Genomic DNA, 22,655 nt, shown 5'->3' on the forward strand with positions numbered 1-22,655 from the left:
GCCGGGTCGTCAGGGCGCGTAGGCGGTGCCGCCGGTTCGGGCGAGGGCGGTGGCGAGGTGGTGGTGGGCGCGGGTGCGGGCGGCCGGGGGGATCGGTGGGAGGAGTTCTTCCCAGACCGGGAGGAACGTGCCGCGCAGCCGGAGCAGGCCGGCGGGGCGGGCGAAGAACCAGAAGTGGAGATGGGCGGCGCCGTCGCCCCAGCGGTTGATGTGGACGCGGGCCACGTCGTCGAGGGTGAGCAGGGCGCGTTCGACGCGCTGGAGGAGCGGGCCGAGTTCGGCGGCCAGGGCCGGGGGCAGATCCGTCAGGTCGTGGTGGGCGCGCGGCTGGAGCAGCACCGTGGCCGGCAGTCGGGATTCGGTGCCGGGGGCGTCGAGGCGCCAGTTCTCGTCCGCCCACAGCGACTCGGTGACCGGCCTGCGGCAGGTCGGGCAGTCGGCCGGGCCGGACTCGCCCGCCCGGTCCGGTTCCGGGAGGACGGGCGGCTGGAGCGGTCTGACCCGCAGCTCGCCCTCGAAGGGGAACGTGGCCCAGCCCGCCAGGGAATCCTCGGGCAGCGGCAGTCGCTCGCCCACGGGCAGACGGTCGGTGAAGCTCTCGCGTTCCATGGTTCCCTTTCGAAGTGCCAAGCCTCTGGGGCGGGTTGGGGAATGCGGGCAGTGGCCTGGTGGGGCCGGGGGAGCAGGGTGGCATACTCCCCCGCATGGACGACATGGGGGATGGGCCGGAAGTGCCGCCGCGCAGTGGGGAGATGACGCCGAAGGCGTACATAGACGAGCGGCTCGGGCAGTATCAGGCGTGGTACGACCGCAAGGCCACCAAGATGAAGGCGATGCATCTGCGGATGCGGACCGTGTCGGTGGTCGGGGCCGCGCTCGTGCCCGTGCTCGTGAATCTGAACATGGGGTTCGCTCGGGTGACGGCCACCGTCCTGAGCGTGGTCGTGGTCGCGTCGGTGTCGCTGGAGAGCGTCTACCGCTACCGCGAGCAGTGGAAGAACTACCGCTCCACCGAGCAACTCCTCGGCCACGAGCGGGTCTACTTCGCCGCGCGCGTCGGGCCGTACCACAAGCTCTCCGGGCGGGAGGCGTTCACGACGCTGGTCGCGCGTGTGGAGAAGGCGATCGCCAGCGAGAACTCGGCGACGCTGAACGTGATGACCCTGGGCGGGCAGGTCAACGCCGAGTTGCAGCAGTACGGGCTGCCCGCGCAGCGCGACGACGCCGCGAGCCCGTCCGCTCCGGCACCCGCCCCCGTACCGGCGCCCGCGCCCGTGCCGGTACCCGCTCCCGCTCCCGCCTCCACCGGCGAGGCCGCCCCCGCGTCCCCGCCGGTCGCCACGGGCTCCGCCGCCGGCGCCTGAGGGGAACCCGGAGCTCCGGGCCCGGGGTTGCGGGGTTTCGGGGCTCCCACGCCTGCCGGGTCCCGGACGCCGGGTCCCGCACCTGCCGGACGCCGGACGCCGGACTCGGGCTCCAGGCCCCAGACGGTCAGGCGTCGAAGTCGTACTCCAGGACGTACGCCGACGAGTCCAGCGTCATCTCGTTGAACTCGACCGCGACTCCCGTCTCCGTCACCGCCGTTCGGCAGATCAGGATCACCGGTGTGCCCGACTCCAGCGACAGTCCGGCCGTCTCGGCCGGGGTCGGCATCCGGCAGCGGATCTCCTCGCGGAAGCGGGCCGGCCGGTGGCCCCGTTCGGTCAGCCGGGCGTAGGTGCCGCCGGGGCCGGTGTCCTGTTGCGTGATCGCGGTGCCCTCGGCGAGCGGGGCCGGCAGGTACGAGACGGCGAGCAGCACCGGCTTGCCATCGAGTACGAAGCGCCGGCGGCGGACGCAGACCGCCGCGTCGGGGGAGTCCAGGCCCAGGGCGCGGGCCACCCGTGGTCCCGCCGGGGCCGTCGCGGCCACCTCCACCCGGTCCACCACGAGCGTACGGTCGCCGAGGTCGGCCGACCAGACCGAGTGGCCGCTGCCCCACCGGTCGCGCGCCAGCCGGGTGATGCCCCGGCGGCGCAGCGGGCGGAAGGCCCGGACGAACACCCCGACACCCTTGCGGGCCTCGGCCAGACCTTCGGCCCGCAGCACGGACAGGGCCTGCCGGGCGGTCATCCGGGCGACGCCGTAGCCGGCCATCAGGTCGTTCTCGCCCGGCAGCCGGTCGCCGGGCGCGTAGTCGCCCGATTCCATCGCGGTTCTCAACTCGTCCGCGATGCGCTGGTACTTGGGCCGCCGGTCGCTGCCTCGGTCGGGCATGAGGGGACCACTCCCTTCGGTCTGCCGCACACCCTAAGGCCCGTTTCCCGGGGCTCGTGGACACCTGTGCGCAGCCCCGGGCCCGGGGTCCGTCCATCGGGGGACATCTCTAGAGACGCGTTGACAGGGGGCAGCGCCGGAGCTTGTCTGAGTGGTATCCATCTGATCTCCGAAAGGGACGGGAGGGATAGGTGCAGGCACAGCCCGAGGCCGGTGACCTCGTGCGGGACACGGCCACCGGAAGGGTCGGCTTCTACGTCGACAGCGTCGCCGGCCGCTTCGTCATCCGGCCGGTGCGCGGCGGACTGGAGTGGTACGCCGAACCCGCCGACGTACAGCCCGCGACACCCCTGCGGGAGCTGCGCGCCCGCGCGGCCGAGATCAACGCCCGCAGCAGACGGGGCTGGGGGACCTGACGCCGCCGGCCGGACAGCCCTGACGCTGTCGGTGGGGCGCGGCACACTGGAAGCATGTGCCGAAGCATCAAGACCCTCCGTCCGCCCGTGCTGCCCCATGAGGCCACCGGGGACGACATCCACGCGGCCGCGCTCCAGTACGTCCGCAAGGTCTCCGGCTTCCGCGCCCCCGCCGCGCACAACCGCGAGGTGTTCGACCGCGCCGTCGAGGAGGTGGCGGAGGCCACCGCCCGCCTGCTCGCCGGTCTGGAGGTACGGGGCACGCGCGCCGTGCACGACCCGCACGGTTCGCAGGAGGCGCACGGGGCGTAAGGAAGGTAAGGGGTACGGAAAAGGCGCGGCGCGTACGGGATGCGAGGCCCGCACGGAGCGGGCTCCACTCGCGGCGCGCGCCCCGTCAGGCCGCCGGAGTCGCGGGCGTTCGCTCCGGGGACGTCTGGACCTGGGGAGGAATGACCACCTGGGCGGACCCCTGGGCGGGCTCCTGAGCGGGCCCCTGACCGGACCCCTGGGCCGCAGCGGCCGTGGCGGTGGCGGCGGCGGTCGTGACGGTGGCCCGCGCCGGGGTCGTACGCCGGAGGGTGAGGGCCGCGAGCGAGCCCGCCAGGAACAGCGCCAGGACCGGGACGCAGGCGCCCAGCCACGTCGCGCCGAGCCAGTGGCCGCCGAGCCGGCCGAGCGCCACGCCGTACCCCGCCCAGGCCGCGGCCGCCAGGGCCGACCAGGGCAGGAAGTCGCGGGCCCGGCGCCCGGTCGCGCCCGCGCCGAGGGCGACGACCGAGCGTCCGGCCGGTGCGAAGCGGGCGAGGACGACGAGCGGGCCGCCGCCCTGGACGAGGGTCTCGCCGAGGCGTTCGCGCGCCGCGGTCAGCCGGCGCGAGCGGGTGACGGCGCGGGCGATCCGGCCCTCGCCGTGCCGGGCCAGCCGGTACGCGGCGAGATCGCCGAGGAACGAGGCCGCCGCCGCGCACAGGAACAGCGGGAGCAGGCCCGGTACGTACGGCGCCGTCGCCCCGGCGGCCCCCGAGGCCCCGCCCGCGACGGCACCCGCGGCCCCGGCGGCCGAGACGCCGGCCGCGACCGAGGCCGTGGCCGTGGCGGCGGTCACGACGAGGATCCCGCTCGGCAGGACCGGCAGGAACACGTCGAGCAGGATGGACGCCGACACCACCGCGTAGATCCACGGGCTCGCGGTCAGCGACGCCAGTGACCACCCCGTGCCGTCGAGCACGTTCACGCTGCGAGAGCCTACGCGGCGCCCGCGCGCCGCGGGCCCGCCGGGTCGCAACCCCGCGCGTCGGGCCGGATCACGGTGCGGGAGGCGGGGCCGGGTCGGCCCGGCCCGCCGGGGTCGAGAAGCCGGGCCGGCTGGGTCGGCCGGCTCAGCAGCCGTTCAGGGTCGTCTGGAGGGCGCTCTTCTCCGCCGAGTCGAGGGTGAGGTTGTAGTAGTACTTCACCTGCACCCACATACGGGCGTACGTGCACTGGTACGCGGCGCGCGACGGCATCCACTTGGCCGGGTCCTTGTCGCCCTTGGCCTGGTTGACGTTGTCGGTGACGGCGATGAGCTGGGGGCGGGTCAGGTCGTTGGCGAAGGCCTGACGCTGCGCGGTGGTCCAGGCGCTGGCGCCCGAGCGCCACGCCTCGGCGAGCGGCACGACGTGGTCGATGTCGAGGTCGGAGGCGGCGGTCCAGGTGGCGCCGTCGTACTCGGAGTACCAGCTGCCGCTGGTGGCGGCGCAGTTGGCGTCGGTGGTGACGTTCACGCCGTCCCGCTTGAGGACCGTCTCGCGGGTGTTGCAGGTGCCGGACTGGGTGATCCAGTGGGGGAAGAGAGAACGGCTGTAACCGGTGGAGGAACCTTCTGCCTGCACCGTCAGGGAGGCGAGGTAGGTGCGCGCGGTGGCGGCGGTGACCGGGGTGGGCGGGGAGGCCTGCGCGGCGGGCGCGGTGGCGAGGAGACCGGTCACGGTCAGGGCGGCCGACGCGGCGAGAACGGCGAAACGACGCGCGTAGACAGTGGGGGCGGACATACGAACTCCCTTGATGTGGGGGGCCGGTGAGCCGGAGGGCCCGGCCATCGTGCCGACGCACGGTTTCCTGGAGGGGTGCGTCAGGTTACAGAGTGACGACATGTGCACGTCACATCAAGGGGTGTCAGGTGGGTTGGCGTGCTGACGCCAACATTCCGGTGGGGGCATAGAGGGGCGAGGAGGGGTGAAAGGGGCGGCTCGTCCAAGTGCCGTGCTCCCACCCCTGGTTACGGAAGGTGCCCGCGCGCGGGGCGGGAGATGCTCGTGCGTGGAGGCGGGGGATGTTCTCGGGGATGTCCGTGCACGGAGGCGACGGATGTCCGTGCGTGGTGACGGAAGGTGCCCGTGCGTCGCGGGTGGTCGGGGATGCCTCTGCGTGGTGACGGAGATGTCCGCCCGGCGCGACGGGAGGCGCGCGCCCTCGGGGTGCGGAGCGGGTGCGGGGAGGGCGCGCGAGCCGGGCCGTCAGGCCAGCATGTCCTCGATCACGTCGGCCGCCCGTGCCGTGCCGCCCTCCGCCCGCGCGTCGGCCCGCAGCCGTGCCGACCGGCCGGCCACCTCCGGGTCCTCGGTCAGCTCACGCAGTGCCGCCCGCAGGTTCTCGGCGGTGGCGTCCTCGGTGTCGATCCGGCGGGCCACGCCCAGCTCCACCAGCCGGTCGGCGTTCATGAACTGGTCGGTCGCCTGCGGCACCGCGATCATCGGCACCCCGGCCAGCAGCGCCTCGCCGCAGCCGCCCATGCCGGCGTGGGTGACGAAGGCGTCCGCCTGTTCCAGGATCGCTCGCTGCGGGACCCAGGGATGCACCTCGGCATTCGCCGGGATGGTGCCGAGTTCCGCCGGGTCGGTGTGCTTGCCGATCTGGAGGACGACATGCCAGCCGGGCAGGTCGCCGAAGGCGGCCAGGCACTGCCGGTAGAACTCCGGCCGGTGTGTGAACGCCGAACCCAGCGAGACGAGAAGGACGTTCTCCGCCTCCGCCGGCCGGACCCACTCGTCCTTCGCCGGAGGTTCGAAGCACGGGCCGGTGAAGGTCACCGTGTCACCGTCCACCCGGTCGGAATGCGGCTGCATCGCCCGGGTGATCAGCGCGAGCGCCCGCCCCGGAGGCCCGGGGAACGCGTCCGCGTCCAGCGTGGTCGCTCCACAACCAGCCAGCCACGAGGCGAACTTGGCCCGGTACGCGTCGGCGCCGGGCAGCGTCCACAGCTGCGCCGCGACCTCCTCGGCGTATCCGTCCCACCCCACGAACGTCGGGGACAGCTGGAGCGCGGGCCGGCCCTGCGCCTCGGCGAGGGCGCGCGCCGCGTAGGCGCCGATGTCGTACAGATACAGGTCCGCCGGATCGTCGTCGTAGAACGCGCGCAACTGCGGCAGCGCCTGGACGGCGTCGTCGAGGAACAGCTCCATCGCGGCGATCGGGGAGTCGGGCCAGACGTTGTCGACGAACGGCAACGTCGAGGCGAAGGGCACCAGTTCGGCCCCGGTGGGCTCGATCAGATGGGCCACCGCCGGATCGTCGGCGTACGTCACCCGATGGCCGCGGGCCACCAGTTCACGGATCACCGCGAGGCTGGGCAGCATATGGCTGACGAGGGGAACGCCGACCATCGCGATATGGGCCCGGGTGCGGGTGCGGGTGTGGGTGCGGGGGCGGGACATGAGGCATCAACTCTTCCGGTTCGACGGGGACTTCGTCTTCTTCGAAGGTGCCGTGCTGTCTTCGGCGACGGTGTGATGCGAGGGCGGCTCCTCGGCGGTGACTCTTCAGTGGCGACTTCTCCGGGCTCCGGTCCGCGCGCCGGTCAGGGCGCGGGCCAGGACGCCGGTCCGGGCTCCGGTCACCCCTTCGGGGCGGCGGCCTCCAGTTCACCGATGCTTCCCGACATGATCGTCCGGACATGTGCGGTGATGTGCTCGGCCGGCCAGTCCCACCACGCGACCGCCAGCAGCCGGGCCACGTCCTTCTCCTCGTAACGCGTCCGGATCAGCCGGGCCGGATTGCCGCCGACGATGCCGTAGTCGGGCACGTCCCGGGTCACCACCGAGCCCGAGCCGATGATCGCGCCGTGCCCGATCCGTACGCCCGGCAGCACGGTCGTGCCGTGGCCGAACCAGACGTCGTTGCCGACGATGGTGTCCCCCCGGTTCGGGAGCCCGGTCAGCAGGTCGAAGTGGTCCGCCCAGGAGCCGCCCATGGTGGGGAACGGGAAGGTCGAGGGGCCGTCCATCCGGTGGTTGGCGCCGTTCATGAGGAAGCGCACGCCCGTGCCCAGCGCGCAGAACTTCCCGATGACCAGCCTCTCCGGCCCGTAGTGGTAGAGCACGTTGCGCGTCTCGAACGCCGTGGGGTCGTCCGGGTCGTCGTAGTACGAGTACTCCCCGACCTCGATCAGTGGCGACGTCACCAGTGGTTTCAGCAGCACCACCCGGGGCTGGCCGGGCATCGGATGCAGGACGGTCGGATCGGCGGGCACCGGCATGCGGAGGCTCCCTCGTCGGCGGCGGCGGTCTGGAGGTCTGGCGGGGGCTGGGGGACTGATCGGGGCGGCTGCGCGGGTCGAGTGGATCGGACGCGTGTACGGCCCTCCGCCATGATCGCGGTCCCGCGCCCCGACGGCACCCCCATTTGCCCGCGCGCCGAACGGGTGAACGTCGCCCGGTCCGTACCCCACCGGCCCGACCGCGTTCCTAGGGTGCCGACCATGAGCATTCCCACCGAGCCGATCGGCAGCCTTCCACGCTCGGCTGCCCTGCACCACGCACGCATCCAGCACGCCAACGGCCGGATCAACGACCAGGAGCTGGCCGAGGTCCAGGCGCAGGCCGTCGCCGACACCCTGGACAGGCTCGAGAAACTGGGCAGTCCCGTCCTCGTCGACGGCGACCAGGCCAAACCGTCGGCCGTCACCTACCCCCTCGACGGGTTCAAGGGCCTCGCCCCGGACGGGGTGGTCGTCCCCTACGCCGACGGCCACAGCCGGACCCTGCCCCGGCTGAGCGCCGGACCCTTCCGGTACGGGGTGCGCGCCGACTCCTATCTCCGTACCGCCCGGCAGCACACCGAACTCCCCGTCAAGGCGACCGTGGCCGCCCCCTCCGGCCTGAGCCTGCTCTACCCCGCCGACGGGCTCGCCGCCTACCCGCGCGAGACCTTCCTGGACGACCTGCTCGCCGAGTCCGAGGCCGAGATCCGGGGCTGCCTCGACGCGGGCGCGCACCGGGTCCAGCTCGACTTCGGCGAGGCCCGGCTGGCACTGAAGCTGGATCCCTCGGGCGGCCTGCTCGACGACCTCGTCGCGCTGAACAACCGGGTCCTGGAACGGTTCACCGAGGAGGAGCGGGCCCGGATCGGCGTGCACACCCACCCGGGCGCCGACCAGGGTTCCACGCACAGCCTGGACGTCGACTACGCCGAGCTGCTGCCCCGGCTGTTCCAGCTCGCCGCGGGAAGTTTCTTCCTCCAGATGGCCAGCGAGACCGATCCCGACCGGGTGCTCGGCGTCGTGGCCGGCACGCTGCGGCCCGACGCCCATGTCTTCGTGGGGGTGACCGACCCGCTGGACCCGCGGGTCGAGACCGCCGACGAGGTACGGGACCGGGTGCTGGCCGCGGCCCGCCATCTGCCCGTCGACCGGCTCGGGACCTGCGACGACGCCGGGTTCGCGATGTACGCGGACGACACCGCGCTCTCGCGTGAGACGGCCTTCGCCAAGATCGACGCCCGGCTGCGCGGCACGGAACGCGCCGCCCGGGACCTGGGGCTGTAGACCGTACGACCCCGAAGCGGCGTGATTCGCGAGTCGTGCGCTCCGCACGCCGCACCGCGTGAACGGACCTGAACGGATCTGAACGGACCACATGAACAGACCGCCCCGCCTTCACGGCGGGGCGGTCCTCTGTCGTATGGGGCCTGTCAGGCGGGGGTGGCGGCGGAGGCGGGGTTACGGGGCGCGGGTCGCCCGGCGTCCTCGCGGGAGGCCCCCCGTATGACGGTGCCGTGTATGACGGTGCCGTGGTGTCCGTTACGCGGCGTCGAACCGCAGTGTGATCGAGCCGTCCTCGGCCGGCTCGATCCGGATGCCCGCCAGGTCCGGCACATGGATGTCCGGGCCGAAGGCGTGGGCCCGCGGGCCCACGCCCACGACTCGCATGCCGGCCGCGCGGCCCGCCTGGATGCCCGCCTCGGAGTCCTCGAACACGACGCAGTCCTCCGGCGCGAAGCCCAGCTCGGCCGCGCCCTTCAGGAAGCCCTCCGGGTCCGGCTTGCTCGCGCCCACGCTCTCGGCGGTGATCCGGACGTCGGGCAGCGGAAGACCCGCGGCGCCCATCCGGGCGGTGGCGAGCTTCAGATCGGCCGAGGTCACGAGGGCGTGCGGCAGCGGCGCGAGCGCCGCCAGGAACGCGGGCGCGCCCGGCACCGGCACGACCCCGTCGAGGTCGGCGGTCTCCTCGGCGAGCATGACGCGGTTGTCGGCGTAGTTCTGCTCCATGGGGCGGTCCGGCAGCAGCGCGGCCATCGTCGCGTATCCCTGGCGCCCGTGGACCACCGTCATGACCTCGTCGGGGACGAGCCCCTGGCGTTCGGCCCAGCGCCGCCAGCAGCGTTCGACGACGGCGTCGGAGTCGACGAGCGTGCCGTCCATGTCGAGCAGCAGGGCGCGGGCGGTGAGGGACGCCGGGGTGGTGGCGGTCATGCGGGATCTCCTGGTGGGGTCGGAGATGGGAGAAAAAGTACGAAGCGGCCCCGCCCGCCGGTCAGGGTATACGGGCGGAACCACTTTGTTCGTCAACGATACAAAACCTGGCCGGGAGCCCGCCAGCCCCTTTCCACATCCCGGACCGGGGGATGGACAGGGGGCCGGTCGGGTGGGTTCGGTCGAAGCCAGCCTGGTCCGTGGCGGGCTCTCCCCTCTGCTGATCTCCTATTGGTTCTGGCCGCCCCGGGACTCCGCCTCCAGCGCCGCGCGCGTGCTCGGCCCGTACACGCCCCGGGGGTCGCCGGTGAGGCCCCTGGTCGCCTGGAACGCCGCGACCCCGCGTTCGACCCGCCGGGTGTACGAGCCGTTCGCGGGCCCGGCGTACAGCCCGATCTGCCGCAGCCGCCCCTGGAGCTCCACCACCTCCGGGCCGGACGATCCCGGGGACAGCGTCACCACCGGCGCGGTGGTCGCGGTCGCCGTCGGGACCGGGCGGCCCGGGTGCGCCGGGTGCGTCGCCGGAGCCGTCGGAGTGGCCGGCGCGCCTCCGCCGCCGGAGGGCGCGGCCGGGGTGCTGGAGGCGGAGGTCGAGGCCGAGGAGCCGGTGGAGCCGGTGGAGTCGGAGGCGGAGGTCGTCCCGGGGGACGGCGAGACGGACGCCGGGGTCCGGTCCGGGGCCGCGGAGGCCGAGTCGGACGCCGAGGGGGAGGGGGAGGCCGGATCGGTCGGCGCCTCGGAGACGGCGTCGTTCCCGAAGCCGCTCGGGGTGACCATGGGCACGGCGGCCCGGTCGTCCGGGCCCGGATCCCCGCCGCCGACCAGCGCGGAAGCCAGCAACGTGGTCCCGACGACCCCGGCCGCGACGACCCCGGCGATCAGGACCCCCCGGCCCCGGTTCCGGCCGTCCCCGTTCTTCCGGCCGTTCGGGCTCCGCCGCCGGCCGCCGCGCCGCCCCGCGCCCGTCGTGCCCGCCGCCCCCGGGGCATACCCGAGGGTGTGCGTGGGCTCGTCGTCGTACGGAGCGACCCCGGCGGCCCCGACACCCGCGCCGATTCCGCTCCCGGCACCGGTCTCGTACGCACCCCCTGCCACGCCCGGCACACCGGTCTCGTACGCCCCACCGCCGCCGTACGTCGCCTCGCTCCCGTACGTATCCCCGTACGCGCTCCCATGCCCGTACCCGGACTCAGGCCCAGGCCCGTAGCCGTACCCGTACTCCGGCATCGCGTCCGGACCCTGGTCCGCAGCCCCCGCGCCCACCACCCCCGCGCCCGCCCCCGCCCCCGGCATCGGAACCTCCGGCGGCAGTGGGCCCGCCGGCCTCATCGCCGTCTCCGCGTCCGTCGCGCCCAGCGTCACGTACGGCCGGATCCGCAGCGGCTCGAAGTCCTCCGCCGCCCGGGCCGCGACCTGGGCCGCCTCCTGCTCCGCGGCCCGTTCGGCGGCCTGCGCCCGCGCGCGATCGCAAGCGCAGCCGGGCCGGTGTGCCCCGCACTCGGGACAGACGTGTCCGGACATCGTTGGATCCCCTCCCCAGATAGCTGCGAGCGATTATGCAGCCCGCTTCTGTCCCCCGGGCGAACACCCGTACCCCCGCGCGATCCTCCGCAGGCCGTAACAGGACAAACGCATCAGGATGGAGGGCACGGACCGGACGGGACCACCGGAGGGAGAGCGGAGAGCCCATGGCCCAGGACGTACCCGCGCCGGACCCCGGCGAAGGCCCCGCACCGAGGGGGTCGCCCAGGGGGTCACCCAGGAGGTCACCAAGGAGGCCGGGCAAGAAGACGGAGGGCCCGCCGGACGGCCCGGACGGCCGAACGGGGAACGCCCCGGCGGCGGCCCCCGGCGAGGGCCAGAGCCACCGCACCGTCGTCGTCGCGATCGGCGCGCTGCTCATGGGCCTGCTCCTCGCGGCCCTCGACCAGACCATCGTCTCCACCGCCCTGCCGACCATCGTCAGCGAACTCGGCGGCATGGAGCATCTGTCCTGGGTGGTCACCGCCTACCTGCTCGCCTCCACCGCCGCCACCCCCCTGTGGGGCAAACTCGGCGACCAGTACGGCCGCAAGCGGCTCTTCCAGGGCGCCATCGTCCTCTTCCTCATCGGCTCGGCGCTCTGCGGCATCGCCCGCGACATGCCGCAGCTGATCGGCTTCCGCGCGCTCCAGGGCCTCGGCGGCGGCGGGCTCATCGTGCTGTCCCAGGCGATCGTCGGCGACCTCGTCACCCCGCGTGAACGCGGCCGCTACCAGGGCCTCTTCGGTGCCGTCTTCGGCGCCAGCAGTGTCCTCGGCCCGCTGCTCGGCGGCCTGTTCACCCAGCATCTGTCCTGGCGCTGGGTCTTCTACATCAATCTCCCCATCGGCATCGTCGCCCTCTTCGTCATCGCCACCGTCCTGCACATCCGGGTCGGCACCACCCGCCACACCATCGACTACCTCGGCACCTTCCTCATCGCCTCGATCGCCACCAGCCTGGTCCTGGTCGCCTCCCTCGGCGGCAACACCTGGGCCTGGGCCTCGCCGCAGATCATCGGCCTGGTGGTGCTCGGCGCGGTGCTCCTCGTCTGGTTCGTGTTCGTGGAGCGGCGCGCCGCCGAACCCGTCCTGCCCCTCAAGCTCTTCCGGATCCGGACCTTCACCCTCGCCTCGCTCATCAGCTTCGTCATCGGCTTCGCGATGTTCGGCGCGATGACGTACCTGCCGACCTTCCTCCAGGTCGTGCACCGGGTGACCCCCACCATGTCCGGCGTGCACATGCTGCCGATGGTCGTGGGACTGCTGTGTACGTCCACGCTCTCCGGGCAGATCGTCTCCCGCACCGGCCGCTGGAAGGTCTTCCCGATCGCCGGCACCGCCGTCACGGCCATCGGACTGCTGCTGCTCCACCGGATGACGGAGTTCACCCCGAACTACGTGATGAGCCTCTACTTCTTCGTCTTCGGCGCCGGGCTCGGCCTCGTCATGCAGGTCCTCGTCCTCATCGTGCAGAACTCCGTCTCCTACGAGGACCTCGGCGTCGCCACCTCCGGAGCCACCTTCTTCCGTTCCGTCGGCGCCGCCTTCGGTGTCGCCGTCTTCGGCACCGTCTTCACCAACCGCCTCACCGGCAACCTGGCCGCCGCCCTCGCCGGCATCCCGCTCCCGTCCGGCATCGGGCCCGCGACCCTCGCCGCCGATCCGCGCGCCGTCGTCGCGCTGCCGCCCCCGCTGCGGCCCGTGGTCCTGCACGCGTACGCCACGTCCATCACCGACGTCTTCCTGTACGCGGCGCCGGTCGTGCTGGTCGCGTTCCTCGTCGCCTGGTTCCTGAAGGAGGACCGGCTGCGCGGCTCGGTCACCGCGCCCGACGCCGGCGAGACCCTCGGCACCGGACCCGTCGAGCGTTCCTCGTACGAGGAGTGCGCCCGCGCGCTGTCGGTGCTCGGCTCCCGTGCGGGCCGCCGCAAGGTGTACGAGAAGATCACCGCCCGCGCCGGGCTCGACCTGCTGCCGGCCGCGAGCTGGCTGCTGCTGCGGGTCCGCCACCAGGGCACCGTCGAACCCGGCCGGCTCGCCGAGACCGTCCCCGTACCCCTGGGGACGATCACCGAGGCCGCCGGCCAGCTGGAGGAACGGCGGCTGGTGGCGCGCGGGGGCGAGGGGCTGGTGCTCACCGAGCGGGGGGCCGAGACGGCGCTGCGGCTGGGGCGGGCGCGCGAGGAGTCGCTGGCCGAACTGCTCGGCGACTGGTGGGGGCCGGACCGGCCGACGGACCTGGTACGGCTGGTGGAAGTGCTCACCGAGGAGCTGAGCGGCTCGAACGGCTTCCACACGGACGGTACGCAGGAGGGGAAGACGGGGAAGGCGCGCAAGGGGCCGTTGGAGGGGCGGCCGCCGTCCGGCCCGCCGGAACCGGGTGACGACGGGCCGTCTCGCGGTTAGGGGGAGGGCGAGGGCGAGTCCGGGGCCGGGTCCGAGCCCGGGACGACGGCGGGCCCCGGACCTCCGTACCGGGAGCCCCGGGACCCGTCCCCTCCCTCAGAACTCGACCGGATCCCGCACCAGCGGACACGTCATGCAGTGCCCGCCCCCGCGCCCCCGCCCGAGTTCGGCACCGACGATGGTGACCACCTCGATGCCGGCCTGCCGCAGCAGCGCGTTGGTCTGGGTGTTGCGGTCGTACGTGAAGACGACCCCCGGCTCCACGGCGACGGCGTTGTTGGCGCTGTCCCATTGCTGCCGCTCGGAGGAGTACTCGTCCCCGCCGGTCTCGATGATCCGCAGCCGCGACAGCCCGAGGGCCCTCGCCACGACGTCCGTGAAGGCGGCGCTGCCCTCGTCCGTGATGTCGAGGCCGGACGGCGACGCGCTGGTGCCCGGGCGCAGGGTGAAGGTGTGGACGGCGCTCATGATCTTCGGGTAGAGGGTCACGACATCGCGGTCCGCGAAGGTGAAGACGGTGTCGAGATGCATCGCGGAGCGGAGCTTCGGCATGCTCGCGACGACGACCTGCTCGGCGGCACCGTTCTCGAAGAGCGCGCGGGCGACCTGGGTGACGGCCTGGCGCGAGGTGCGTTCGCTCATGCCCATGAGGACGACTCCGTTGCCGACGGGCATGATGTCGCCGCCCTCGAACGTGGCCTGTCCCCAGTCCTGTTCCGGATCGCCCCACCACACGGTCGCGTCCCGGTAGCCGGGGTGGAAGGTGTAGACGGCCTTCATCAGGAGGGTCTCGCCGTGGCGGGCGGGCCAGTACAGCGGGTTGAGGGTGACACCGCCGTACAGCCAGCAGGTGGTGTCCCGCGTGTACAGGGAATTGGGCAGCGGCGGCATCAGGTACTCGCGGGCGCCGTGCCCCTCGCGCGCGAGCGCCACGTACCCGGGCCGGGAGTCCTCCGGCAGGTCCGCGACGGACAGCCCGCCGATGAGGTACTCGACGAGCAGCCGGGGGCCGAGCGAGTCGAGATACGCGCGGGTGTCGTCGACCAGGCCGAGCCCCACCTCGTTCGGCACGATCTTCCGGTCGAGGAGCCAGGACCGGGCCTCGGGGATGGCCATGGTCTCGGCGAGGAGATCGTGCAGCTCGACGACCTCGACTCCGCGCCGGGTCAGTTCGGCGACGAAGGCGGCGTGGTCGCGCTGGGCGTTCTCCACCCACATGACGTCGTCGAAGAGCAGCTCGGCGGCGTTCGTCGGGGTGAGCCTGCGGTGGGCGAGTCCGGGGGAGCAGACGAGCACCTTCCGGAGCCGTCCGACCTCGGAGTGGACGCCGAGCGCCGGACGGGCGGCGCCGGTTTCGCCAGTGGCGCCGGCGTGGGGGGTGGTCATGGGCGGCCTTTCCGGTGTCCGGTGGGGGAGGGAGGGCGGATGCGAAGAGTTGGGGGAGTTACGGGAGTTACGGGAGTTACGGGAGTTACGGGAGGTACGCGAAGGACGGCGGGTACGGCGGCGGGCACGGCAACGGGAACGACTGCGGGCACGACTGCGGCCCGTTCACAGGCTGATCCAGCCGGTGGCGAGCGCGACGATCCCGAGCACGGCTCCCGCGACGGAGACGGCGAGGATCACCACCTCCCTCGGCGAGAACAGCCGCCGGTTCTGCTCGCGGCGCGCCTTGACGAAGAGGAGGGTGGCCGGGGCGTAGACGATGAGGGAGACGAGGACGAACTTCAGCCCGGCGGCGTACAGCAGGAACGCCGTATAGACGGTGGCCAGGGCGCCCACGACCAGCTCGCGGCGGGTTCCGGAGCCGGCCGGCACCCCCGCCCGCTCCGGCCGCAGCGCGATCTTCAGGGCGAAGGCGGCGGCCAGGAAGAAGGGGATGAGGGTCAGGGAACTGGTCAGATCCAGGGCGAAGTTGAACGCGTCGCCAGAGAACGCCGTGACGACCAGGACGACCTGCACGAGCGACGTCGACATCAGGAGCGCCGGGACCGGTACGTCGTCGTGGCTGACCCGGGCCAGGAAACGTGGCATGTCCTCGTCCTTCGCCGCGACGAACAGCACCTCCGCGGACATCAGGGTCCAGGCGAGATACGCGCCGAGGACGGAGACGATGAGCCCGACGCTGACGAACACCTGGCCCCAGGTGCCGACCGCCGCCTCCAGGACGCCCGCCATGGACGGCTGGCGCAGATGGGCGAGTTCGGCCATGGGCAGGATGCCGTACGACACGATCGTGACCGAGGCGAAGATCGCGAAGACGCTGAGGAACCCCAGGACCGTGGCCCGCCCGACGTCCTTGCGGCGTCTGGCGTGCCGCGAGTAGACGCTGGCACCCTCCACGCCGAGGAAGACGAACACGGTGGCCAGCATCGTGCCGCGGACCTGAGTGAACAGGGAACCGGCGTAGTCCGCGCCGCGGATGTTGTCCGCGAAGACGGACGGCTTGAAGAAGACCAGGGCCAGGACGACGAAGACGAGGATGGGGACGACCTTGGCGATGGTCACGATCCGGTTGACCGAGGTCGCCTCCCTCACCCCGCGGCGGATGAGGAAGAAGAAGGACCACAGGCCGACGGACGACAGGACGATCGCGAGGGCCGTGTCGCCGTCGCCGAGCGCGGGCGCGATCGCTCCGATCGTCGACATGATGAGCACCCAGTACGTCACGTTGCCCACGCAGGCGCTCGCCCAGTAGCCGAAGGCGGAGAAGAACCCGAGGTACTCGCCGAAGCCCGCCTTGGCGTACGCGTAGACGCCCGCGTCGAGATCGGGCCGGCGCACCGCGAGCGCCTGGAAGACGAACGCGAGCATCAGCATCCCGAGACCCGCGACCGCCCACGCGATCAGCGCCCCCGCGACCCCCGTCTCCTGCGCGAACCGCCGCGGCAGCGAGAAGACGCCGGCCCCCACCATGGAACCGACGACCAGCGCGGTGAGCGTCGGGAGAGTGAGCTTGGCGGGCTCCGGCGCGTCGGCGGACCGGGCGTCCTCAAGGGTGTCGGCATGCGGCAAGGGGCACCTCGTCCAAGCGCTCGGTCCACGGCGGAACCGACACCGACACTGGCCCCGGCACCACGAGCGGCCGTGGCCGCGTCCGAGGCGGCGGCGGTGACGGTGGCGGTGGCTCCGGAACGGCGGGCCCCGGATCCGAACGTACGCACCACCGGGGCCCGGGTCCCGCTGGGCGCGTCCATCCGGGCGAGGGCCGGGGGACTTGGGCCGGGGTCGGGGGCCGGCCGGGCTCCGAGGGGCCCGACCGGAGGGACCCGACCGCCGGGACCCCACCGGCCGGACGGGGACGAGGCGGGGACGAGGCAGGGTGTGAGACAGGGTGTGAGACAGGGACGAGGCCAGGCTCAGGCGGGTGGCCGGACAGCCGCTCCCGCGAGCTCCTTGCCGTACCAGATCTCCATGTACGGGCCGCTGCAGTACGCCGGTATCTCCGCGTACCCGTGCCGCGTGTACAGCGCCCGCGCCTCCACCAGGTCGAGCCGGGTGTTCAGCACCATCCGGGTGGCGCCCAGGTCGCGGGCCGCGTCCTCCAGGCTGCGCAGCAGCTCGCCGGCGCCGCCCTTGCCGCGGAAGCCCTGCCGCAGGAACACCCGGGTCAGCTCGGCGCGCCCGTCGTCCAGCAGGAGCACCCCGCCGCAGCCGACGGGCTCGCCGTCGTACCGGGCGACCAGGAACTGCCCGGTCGGCGGCGCCAGCCGTTCGACGCCGTCGTTCGTCAGGCCCGAGTCGACCTCCGCCGTGGTCGCCGGCCGCTTCCAGTAGCGGCTGGCGACATCGTCGTAGTACGTGCGGCGAAGCGCGGAGGCGTCGGCCGTGTCGTACGCCTCGGGGGTGAACGTCCAGCCCCGCGCCGTACGCGGCGGGCCTGCCGTACCCGCCGGGCCCGCCGCCGTGCTCACTCGGCGGCCGGCTTCGGGGCCGCCTGCTGGACGACCTCGAACGACCACACGGTGGACCCGGTCGCGGCGGGCTTCGGCCGCTCGCCGCCGCCCTCACCACCACCCTGACCGGCGCTCTGGCCACCACCCTGGCCGCCGCCCTGGTGACCGGCCTTCATGGGGCCGTTCATCCAGTTCTGGAAGTCCTCCTCGCTGCGCCACCGGGTGTACACCAGGTAGTCGTCGGTGCCCTCCAGCGGGCGCAGCAGCTCGAACCACTCGAAGCCGTCCGACCCTTCGACCACCCCGGCGCGGGACGCGAAGCGCTTCTCCAGTACTTCGCGCTGCTCGGCGGGGACGGTCAGGATGTTGATCTTCACCACACTGGCCATACGGCACCTCTCGGGAAACACGGGCAGGGCGCTGTGCCGAGCCTTGATCGCGTACCCGCAGTCTCTTACATCCGCCGGCGACGTGGGCGTGGACCACCTGCGGCCCCTCTCGGCGGGAGGGCCGGGGTGACCCCGGCAGGAGCCACCCCAGCCACTGACCCACCGCGTGCGAGGGGACCCGCGCCTCGGGCGCGGGCCCCCTCGTGCGAGGTCGAGCTTCCCCCCCCGCTGCGCGGGTGTGCCCGACCGGCCGGTCAGGGCGGGGGCTCCGTGGGGGTGTCCGGCGGTGCCGCGGTCGCCTTCGACGCCCATGACGACGCGGAGGCGGACCAAGCGGTTACCGGATCTCGCCGAAACCGCCGGTCATCTCGTGTGTCCGGCGGTTTCGGACGGTCGGTCTCAGGACCACTTCTCCGCGCGGACGAAGGAGCCCTGCTTGCCGTAGACGTGGACCCTCAGCGCGTGGCGGGTGTTGTTGACCGTGCCCGTGGCGATGATGCTCCCGTTGGGGTTGCACCGCTTCAAGCCGCTGTCCGCGATCTTCTTCGTGCGGCCCCCGCCCAGATCCTCGGAGATCCATACGCTCATCCGGGCGTGCGTGTTGTAGCAGCGCAGGACAGCGCGCGTCTTCCTGCTCGGCGACTTGTAGGCCTTGGACGTCCACTTACCGCTCTTCTGCGCGGCGACCCAGGAGTTGCCCCAGATCGTGTGCCATCCGGCTCGTGCCGCGACGTCCGCACGGGGGGTGGGGGCGGCCGTCGCGGGATTCGCCACGGCCATGCCGGAGCCGAGTACCAGCGCGACGGCCGAGAGCGTGAGGGTCTTCTTGAAACTCATGGTCGAGGTTCCTTCCGCATCGGAAAACGGCGCCGCGGTGCGGTGCCGCGTCGGCCCGGTGATCGGCCCGACGACGACTACTCCAGCCGCCCGCACCGTTGTTCAGCAGGCCCCTTCCGCCACTCCGAACAAACACCGGGGGCCAGTCGAGAGGCCGGGGCGAGCCCTTGCCGGTGCACGCGGCGGGTTCCTATCGTGACCACGAAACGGGTTGTGGGGCGCGAGGGGGCCAGTCGCGATGGGGCGTCGTGAAACACCGCTGGATCCGGCCGAGGGGCCGGTGCAGCGGTTCGCGGACGAGTTGCGCAAGCTGCGGCGCGAGGCGGGCGGGCTGACCTACCGGGAGATGGCGCGCCGGGCCCATTACTCGGTGACCGCGCTCTCACAGGCCGCCGCGGGTGAGCAACTGCCCTCACTGGCGGTCACCCTGGCCTACGTGGCGGCCTGCGGCGGCGATGCGGGGGAGTGGGAGCGGCGGTGGCGGGAGACGGCCGAGGAGTCGGCGGTCCGCGGCCGCGAGGACAACGGCGAGCAGTCGCCGTATCAGGGGCTGGCCCGGTTCGAAGCCGGGGATCACGAGCGGTTCTTCGGCCGCGGCACGCTGGTGGAGGACGTACGCGAACTGGTGCTGACCCACAGCTTCGCGGCCGTGTTCGGTCCCTCCGGCAGCGGTAAGTCCTCGCTGCTGAGGGCCGGGCTGATCCCCGCGCTGCGCACCGAGGGCGCCTCACTGGCGGAGATCCGGGTGCTCACCCCGGGGGAGAACCCGCTGCGCACCCACGCGAAGGCGCTGAGGCCGAAGGACGCCGACGGCGACACCGTCCTGGTGGTGGACCAGTTCGAGGAGGTCTTCACGCTGTGCCGGGACGTGCAGGAGCGCACCGGGTTCATCGAGGCCCTGCTCGCCGCCCGCCGGCCGGACAGCGGGCTGCGCGTCGTGATCGCCGTACGCGCCGATTTCTACGGCCGCTGTGCCGAGTACCGCGAGTTCGCCGACGCGCTGCGGGAGGCCAATCTGCTGGTGGGGCCGATGAATCGCGCCGAGTTGCGCGAGGTGGTCGTCAGACCGGCCCAAGCGGCCGGGCTGATCGTCGAACGCGAACTGACCGCCCGCCTCGTGGAGGAGGTGGACGGCGAGGCCGGCGGCTTACCGCTGCTGTCCCACGCCCTGCGCGAGACCTGGCGTCGACGCCGGGGCCGTGCGCTGACGATGGAGGCGTACGAGGCGGCGGGCGGCGTCCATGGCGCCATCGCCAAGACCGCCGAGGAGGTCTACACGGCGTTGTCCGCCGACGACGCGGAACTGGCCCGGCTCGTGCTGCTGCGGTTGATCACTCCCGGAGAGGGCTCCCCGGACACCCGCCGCCCGGTCGGCCGTGGAGAGCTGGACTTCGCCCCCGCCGCCCAAGTGGCGCTGGTCCTCGACCGCCTGGCCCAGGCCCGCCTCGTCACCCTCGACGACAACACGGTCGACCTCGCCCACGAGGCCCTCATCACGTCCTGGCCCCGTCTGCGCACCTGGGTCGAGGAGACCCGCGATCGCCTGCGAACCCATCGCCGCCTGACGGAGGCGGCCGCCGAATGGGAGGTCCTGGCCCGTGACCCGGGGGCCGTCTTCCGGGGCACGCGCCTGGCCACGGCGGACGAACACCTCTCCGACCAGCCGCTGACCCCTGTGGAGCGGGCATTCCTGACCGCCGGCCGTACCACCCGCACCAGGGAACTGCGCCGCCGCCGCACCCTGCTGACCACCCTCGCCACCCTCCTCGCTCTCGCTCTCGTCGCGGGCGCCACCGCCTGGCAGCAGTCCCGCACCAGCGACCGCCGCCACCGGGAGTCCGAGGCGCGCCGGATCGCCGCGGTGGCCGACGGCATGCGCGCCACCGACCCGGTCACCGCGGCCCGGCTGAGCGTCGCCTCCTGGCAGCTCGCCGACACCGTGGAGACCCGCTCGGCCGTGCTGTCCGCGCTGAACCGCCACGAACAGGATGTCTTCAGGGTCCCGGAACGCGACGCCCGCTCCACCGTCCGCCGCCTCACCGGCGACGGACGGGAGCTGGTATCGGCCGCCGGCGACCACGTCCGTGTCTGGGACCTGCGCACCCACCGCCTCACTCACACCTACCCGGGGCCCGGCGAGCGGCTGTCCGGCCCCGATCAGGACGTGATCAGCCCGGACGGCCGGACGATCGCGCTGAGCGGGTCGGAGTCCGTGACGTTGTGGGACATCCGCACCGGACGGCAGACGGGGAGCCTGCGAGCGATGCTGCCCCTGTTCGTCGCCTTCAGCGGGGACGGGCGCAGCCTCGCGGTCCAAGCCGAGAGCGAGGTGCAGGTCTGGGACGTGCCGAGTCACCGACTGCGGCTGCGCGTCCCCACCGAAGAGGAAAAGCTGCCGGCCCTGGCCATCAGTGCGGACGGGCGCCGACTGGCGACCTGCGCCACCGGGCAGCCCCTGCGGATCTGGGACGTCGCCCGCCGCGTCTTTCAGCCCATGCGCCGGACGGCCGAGCACGACAGGGATTTCTGTTCGCGGACGCGGCTCACCTTCTCGCCGGACGGTACCGCCATCGGCCTCGGTTCCTCTGCCGGAGTCCTCGTCCGGGACATCGCCTCGGGGCGTGACCTCGCCCGACTGGACACGGAGGCGGCGGCCGACGTGCGGTTCAGCCCGGACGGTGCGTTCGTGGCCGCGTTCGACGAGGAAGGCCGGGTCCTTCTGTGGCGCCTCGCGTCCCCCGAGGCCGGCCCGGTGTTCCGCCACGCTCTGGGCAGTGAGGCCGCTGACCAGTACGAAGTCGATTTCACCGCGGGGGTGATCCGTTACCTCGACGGCTCGGGTACGGCCGTCCGATCCCTGGCCCTGGGCTCGGCGACCACGTCCGACTGGCGCCGGCAGAGCGTGGACGGGGCCCTGCTGTCCCGGGACGGCCGGACGTCGGCCACCCTGCGCGCCCCGGTGGACGGGAAGGGCGACGACAGTGTCCGCCTCTGGGACACCCGGACCGGCAAGGCATTCCTGACCCTGCCGGACAAGCCGTGTTCCGTCGAGGCCGCCGGCCCTCCGGCGGTGGCCGCCCCGCATCGGAGACCGCCCGCCGAATTCGGGCCGGCCGCGGTCTACGACGAGGCACTGCAAGCGACTCCGGAGCGCTCGTGCCTCGGCCTGATGGCGATGAGCGCCGACGGCCGGTCCTTCGCGTACGCCCGGAGCGGCACGGATACGGGACAGTCCATCACCGTCTTGGACACGTCGACACATCGCAGGCGCGCGAACATCACCGTACCTCCCGGCCCGGACGGACCGGCCGACGTCGACGGACTGGCCCTGAGCCCCGACGGCCGCACGCTGTATGTGTCCCGGAGCACCACGACACGGCAGGTCGTGGACGCCTGGGACGTACCGCGCGGGAAACGTCTGCGGACACTGGAAGACGTCTCCGCACAGGACATGGCCATCCGCGACGACCAGCGCCTGCTCGTCACCGCGCAGGACGAGGTGACCGACCTCCGTACAGGGCGGACGGATTACCGTGCCCTCGGGGAGGACATGTCCGATGTGCTGGCCTTCAGCCCGGATGGGGCGTACTTCGCGGCCGGCGACGCCATGGGACACGTCACCGTGTGGGACGGCGATGTGCGCAACCGCGTCGGTGTGGCGGGAACCGGCCCCGGTGAGTCCGTCACCGCCCTCGCCTTCTCCCCGGACGGCCGCACCCTGGCGGTGTCCGGCAGCGGGGGCACCGTCCAGCTCTGGGACGTGGCCTCCAGCCGCCCCCTCGGTTCCCCGCTCCCGTCCCCCGGCGACCTCGCCCAGGCGCTCGCCTTCGACCGGGACGGCACCACGCTGTACGTCGCCGGCTCCCACGTCCGGCTGTGGAGGTACGGCATCGCGCCCGCCCAGGTGGCCCGCCAGGTCTGTGCGCGTACCGGCTCCGGGCTCTCCCGCGCGGACTGGAAGGCATACCTGCCCGACATCCCGTACCGCAGGACCTGCTGATCCTTCGCGACTCCTCGGATCACCCCGCGCCGCGGCACCGCACCCCACTCCTCCGGACGCCGGCTTGCGGCGACGCCGGCATGCGCCTTCCGCCCTCGATGTGCCAGAGATACAGGGACAGGCACTCGAACAGTCCGAGGTGAATCGATTCCTCTTGAGCGAAGAGGTGAAGCCCTGCGCTCCGCCGGCCGCGATCACCGGC

The 22,655-nt window shown here is 72.9% G+C and carries 19 protein-coding genes; 6 read left to right on the top strand and 13 right to left on the bottom strand.

From position 1 onward, the window contains the following. Positions 1-9: 9 nt before the first annotated feature. Entirely contained in the window at positions 10-609 is a 600-nt protein-coding gene (locus tag ABZ990_RS23355) for a hypothetical protein (protein WP_361234750.1), read from the bottom strand. Positions 610-704: 95 nt separating this feature from the next. Between ABZ990_RS23355 and ABZ990_RS23360 the strand changes: the two genes are divergently transcribed. Further along, on the top strand, positions 705-1,364 hold the full coding sequence (locus ABZ990_RS23360) for a DUF4231 domain-containing protein (protein WP_361234753.1): 660 nt from the start codon (positions 705-707) through the stop codon (positions 1,362-1,364). A 127-nt stretch (positions 1,365-1,491) separates the two neighbouring features. On the opposite strand, the gene ABZ990_RS23365 is transcribed toward ABZ990_RS23360, so the two are convergent. After that, on the bottom strand, positions 1,492-2,256 hold the full coding sequence (locus tag ABZ990_RS23365) for a GntR family transcriptional regulator (RefSeq protein ID WP_361234756.1): 765 nt from the start codon (positions 2,254-2,256) through the stop codon (positions 1,492-1,494). A 191-nt stretch (positions 2,257-2,447) separates the two neighbouring features. Between ABZ990_RS23365 and ABZ990_RS23370 the strand changes: the two genes are divergently transcribed. Both ABZ990_RS23370 and ABZ990_RS23375 read left to right on the top strand, forming a co-directional pair. Then, positions 2,448-2,672, top strand: coding sequence for a hypothetical protein (locus ABZ990_RS23370; protein ID WP_361234759.1), 225 nt, complete (start codon positions 2,448-2,450; stop codon positions 2,670-2,672). A gap of 54 nt (positions 2,673-2,726) precedes the next feature. Beyond that, positions 2,727-2,984: a DUF2277 domain-containing protein gene (locus ABZ990_RS23375; protein ID WP_361234762.1), complete on the top strand. Its 258-nt coding sequence runs from the start codon at positions 2,727-2,729 to the stop codon at positions 2,982-2,984. An 85-nt stretch (positions 2,985-3,069) separates the two neighbouring features. On the opposite strand, the gene ABZ990_RS23380 is transcribed toward ABZ990_RS23375, so the two are convergent. From ABZ990_RS23380 to ABZ990_RS23395, 4 genes are all read right to left on the bottom strand, one after another. Then, a complete protein-coding gene (locus ABZ990_RS23380; RefSeq protein WP_361234863.1) occupies positions 3,070-3,879 on the bottom strand; it encodes a VTT domain-containing protein in 810 nt (269 codons plus the stop codon). Between the two features lie 175 nt (positions 3,880-4,054). Continuing rightward, complete coding sequence (locus ABZ990_RS23385) at positions 4,055-4,705, bottom strand: HNH endonuclease family protein (protein ID WP_361234765.1); 651 nt, start codon at positions 4,703-4,705, stop codon at positions 4,055-4,057. Between the two features lie 465 nt (positions 4,706-5,170). Further along, on the bottom strand, positions 5,171-6,367 hold the full coding sequence (locus ABZ990_RS23390; RefSeq protein ID WP_361234768.1) for a macrolide family glycosyltransferase: 1,197 nt from the start codon (positions 6,365-6,367) through the stop codon (positions 5,171-5,173). Positions 6,368-6,546: 179 nt separating this feature from the next. Then, positions 6,547-7,188 (bottom strand): CatB-related O-acetyltransferase, encoded by a 642-nt coding sequence (locus ABZ990_RS23395; RefSeq protein WP_361234771.1) that lies wholly within the window; start codon positions 7,186-7,188, stop codon positions 6,547-6,549. A 222-nt stretch (positions 7,189-7,410) separates the two neighbouring features. Between ABZ990_RS23395 and ABZ990_RS23400 the strand changes: the two genes are divergently transcribed. Continuing rightward, positions 7,411-8,475, top strand: a complete 1,065-nt coding sequence (locus tag ABZ990_RS23400) for a 5-methyltetrahydropteroyltriglutamate--homocysteine methyltransferase (protein WP_361234774.1) — start codon at positions 7,411-7,413, stop codon at positions 8,473-8,475. Between the two features lie 255 nt (positions 8,476-8,730). Here the strand turns inward: ABZ990_RS23400 and ABZ990_RS23405 are convergent, their stop codons facing one another. Further along, the gene (locus ABZ990_RS23405) at positions 8,731-9,402 is read right to left on the bottom strand and encodes an HAD-IA family hydrolase (RefSeq protein ID WP_361234777.1); all 672 of its coding nucleotides are present in this window, start codon (positions 9,400-9,402) and stop codon (positions 8,731-8,733) included. Between the two features lie 228 nt (positions 9,403-9,630). Continuing rightward, positions 9,631-10,923, bottom strand: a complete 1,293-nt coding sequence (locus ABZ990_RS23410) for a peptidoglycan-binding domain-containing protein (protein ID WP_361234780.1) — start codon at positions 10,921-10,923, stop codon at positions 9,631-9,633. Between the two features lie 167 nt (positions 10,924-11,090). On the opposite strand from ABZ990_RS23410, the gene ABZ990_RS23415 reads away from it, so the two are divergent. After that, positions 11,091-13,331 (top strand): MFS transporter, encoded by a 2,241-nt coding sequence (locus tag ABZ990_RS23415; protein WP_361234783.1) that lies wholly within the window; start codon positions 11,091-11,093, stop codon positions 13,329-13,331. A gap of 96 nt (positions 13,332-13,427) precedes the next feature. Here the strand turns inward: ABZ990_RS23415 and ABZ990_RS23420 are convergent, their stop codons facing one another. The 5 genes from ABZ990_RS23420 to ABZ990_RS23440 form a co-directional block, all read right to left on the bottom strand. Next, entirely contained in the window at positions 13,428-14,717 is a 1,290-nt protein-coding gene (locus ABZ990_RS23420; protein WP_361234786.1) for an arginine deiminase, read from the bottom strand. A 165-nt stretch (positions 14,718-14,882) separates the two neighbouring features. Next, complete coding sequence (locus ABZ990_RS23425; protein ID WP_361234789.1) at positions 14,883-16,346, bottom strand: basic amino acid/polyamine antiporter; 1,464 nt, start codon at positions 16,344-16,346, stop codon at positions 14,883-14,885. A 344-nt stretch (positions 16,347-16,690) separates the two neighbouring features. After that, the gene (locus ABZ990_RS23430) at positions 16,691-17,245 is read right to left on the bottom strand and encodes a GNAT family N-acetyltransferase (protein WP_361234792.1); all 555 of its coding nucleotides are present in this window, start codon (positions 17,243-17,245) and stop codon (positions 16,691-16,693) included. After that, the gene (locus ABZ990_RS23435) at positions 17,242-17,616 is read right to left on the bottom strand and encodes an antibiotic biosynthesis monooxygenase (RefSeq protein ID WP_361234795.1); all 375 of its coding nucleotides are present in this window, start codon (positions 17,614-17,616) and stop codon (positions 17,242-17,244) included. The genes ABZ990_RS23430 and ABZ990_RS23435 overlap by 4 nt, the downstream gene beginning before the upstream one ends. Positions 17,617-18,015: 399 nt before the next feature. Beyond that, a complete protein-coding gene (locus ABZ990_RS23440) occupies positions 18,016-18,453 on the bottom strand; it encodes a hypothetical protein (protein ID WP_361234798.1) in 438 nt (145 codons plus the stop codon). A 238-nt stretch (positions 18,454-18,691) separates the two neighbouring features. On the opposite strand from ABZ990_RS23440, the gene ABZ990_RS23445 reads away from it, so the two are divergent. Further along, a complete protein-coding gene (locus ABZ990_RS23445; RefSeq protein WP_361234801.1) occupies positions 18,692-22,453 on the top strand; it encodes a DNA-binding protein in 3,762 nt (1,253 codons plus the stop codon). The last annotated feature ends 202 nt before the right edge of the window (positions 22,454-22,655 follow it).

The sequence above is a fragment of the Streptomyces sp. NPDC046203 genome, assembly GCF_040646255.1.
GTDB lineage: Bacteria > Actinomycetota > Actinomycetes > Streptomycetales > Streptomycetaceae > Streptomyces.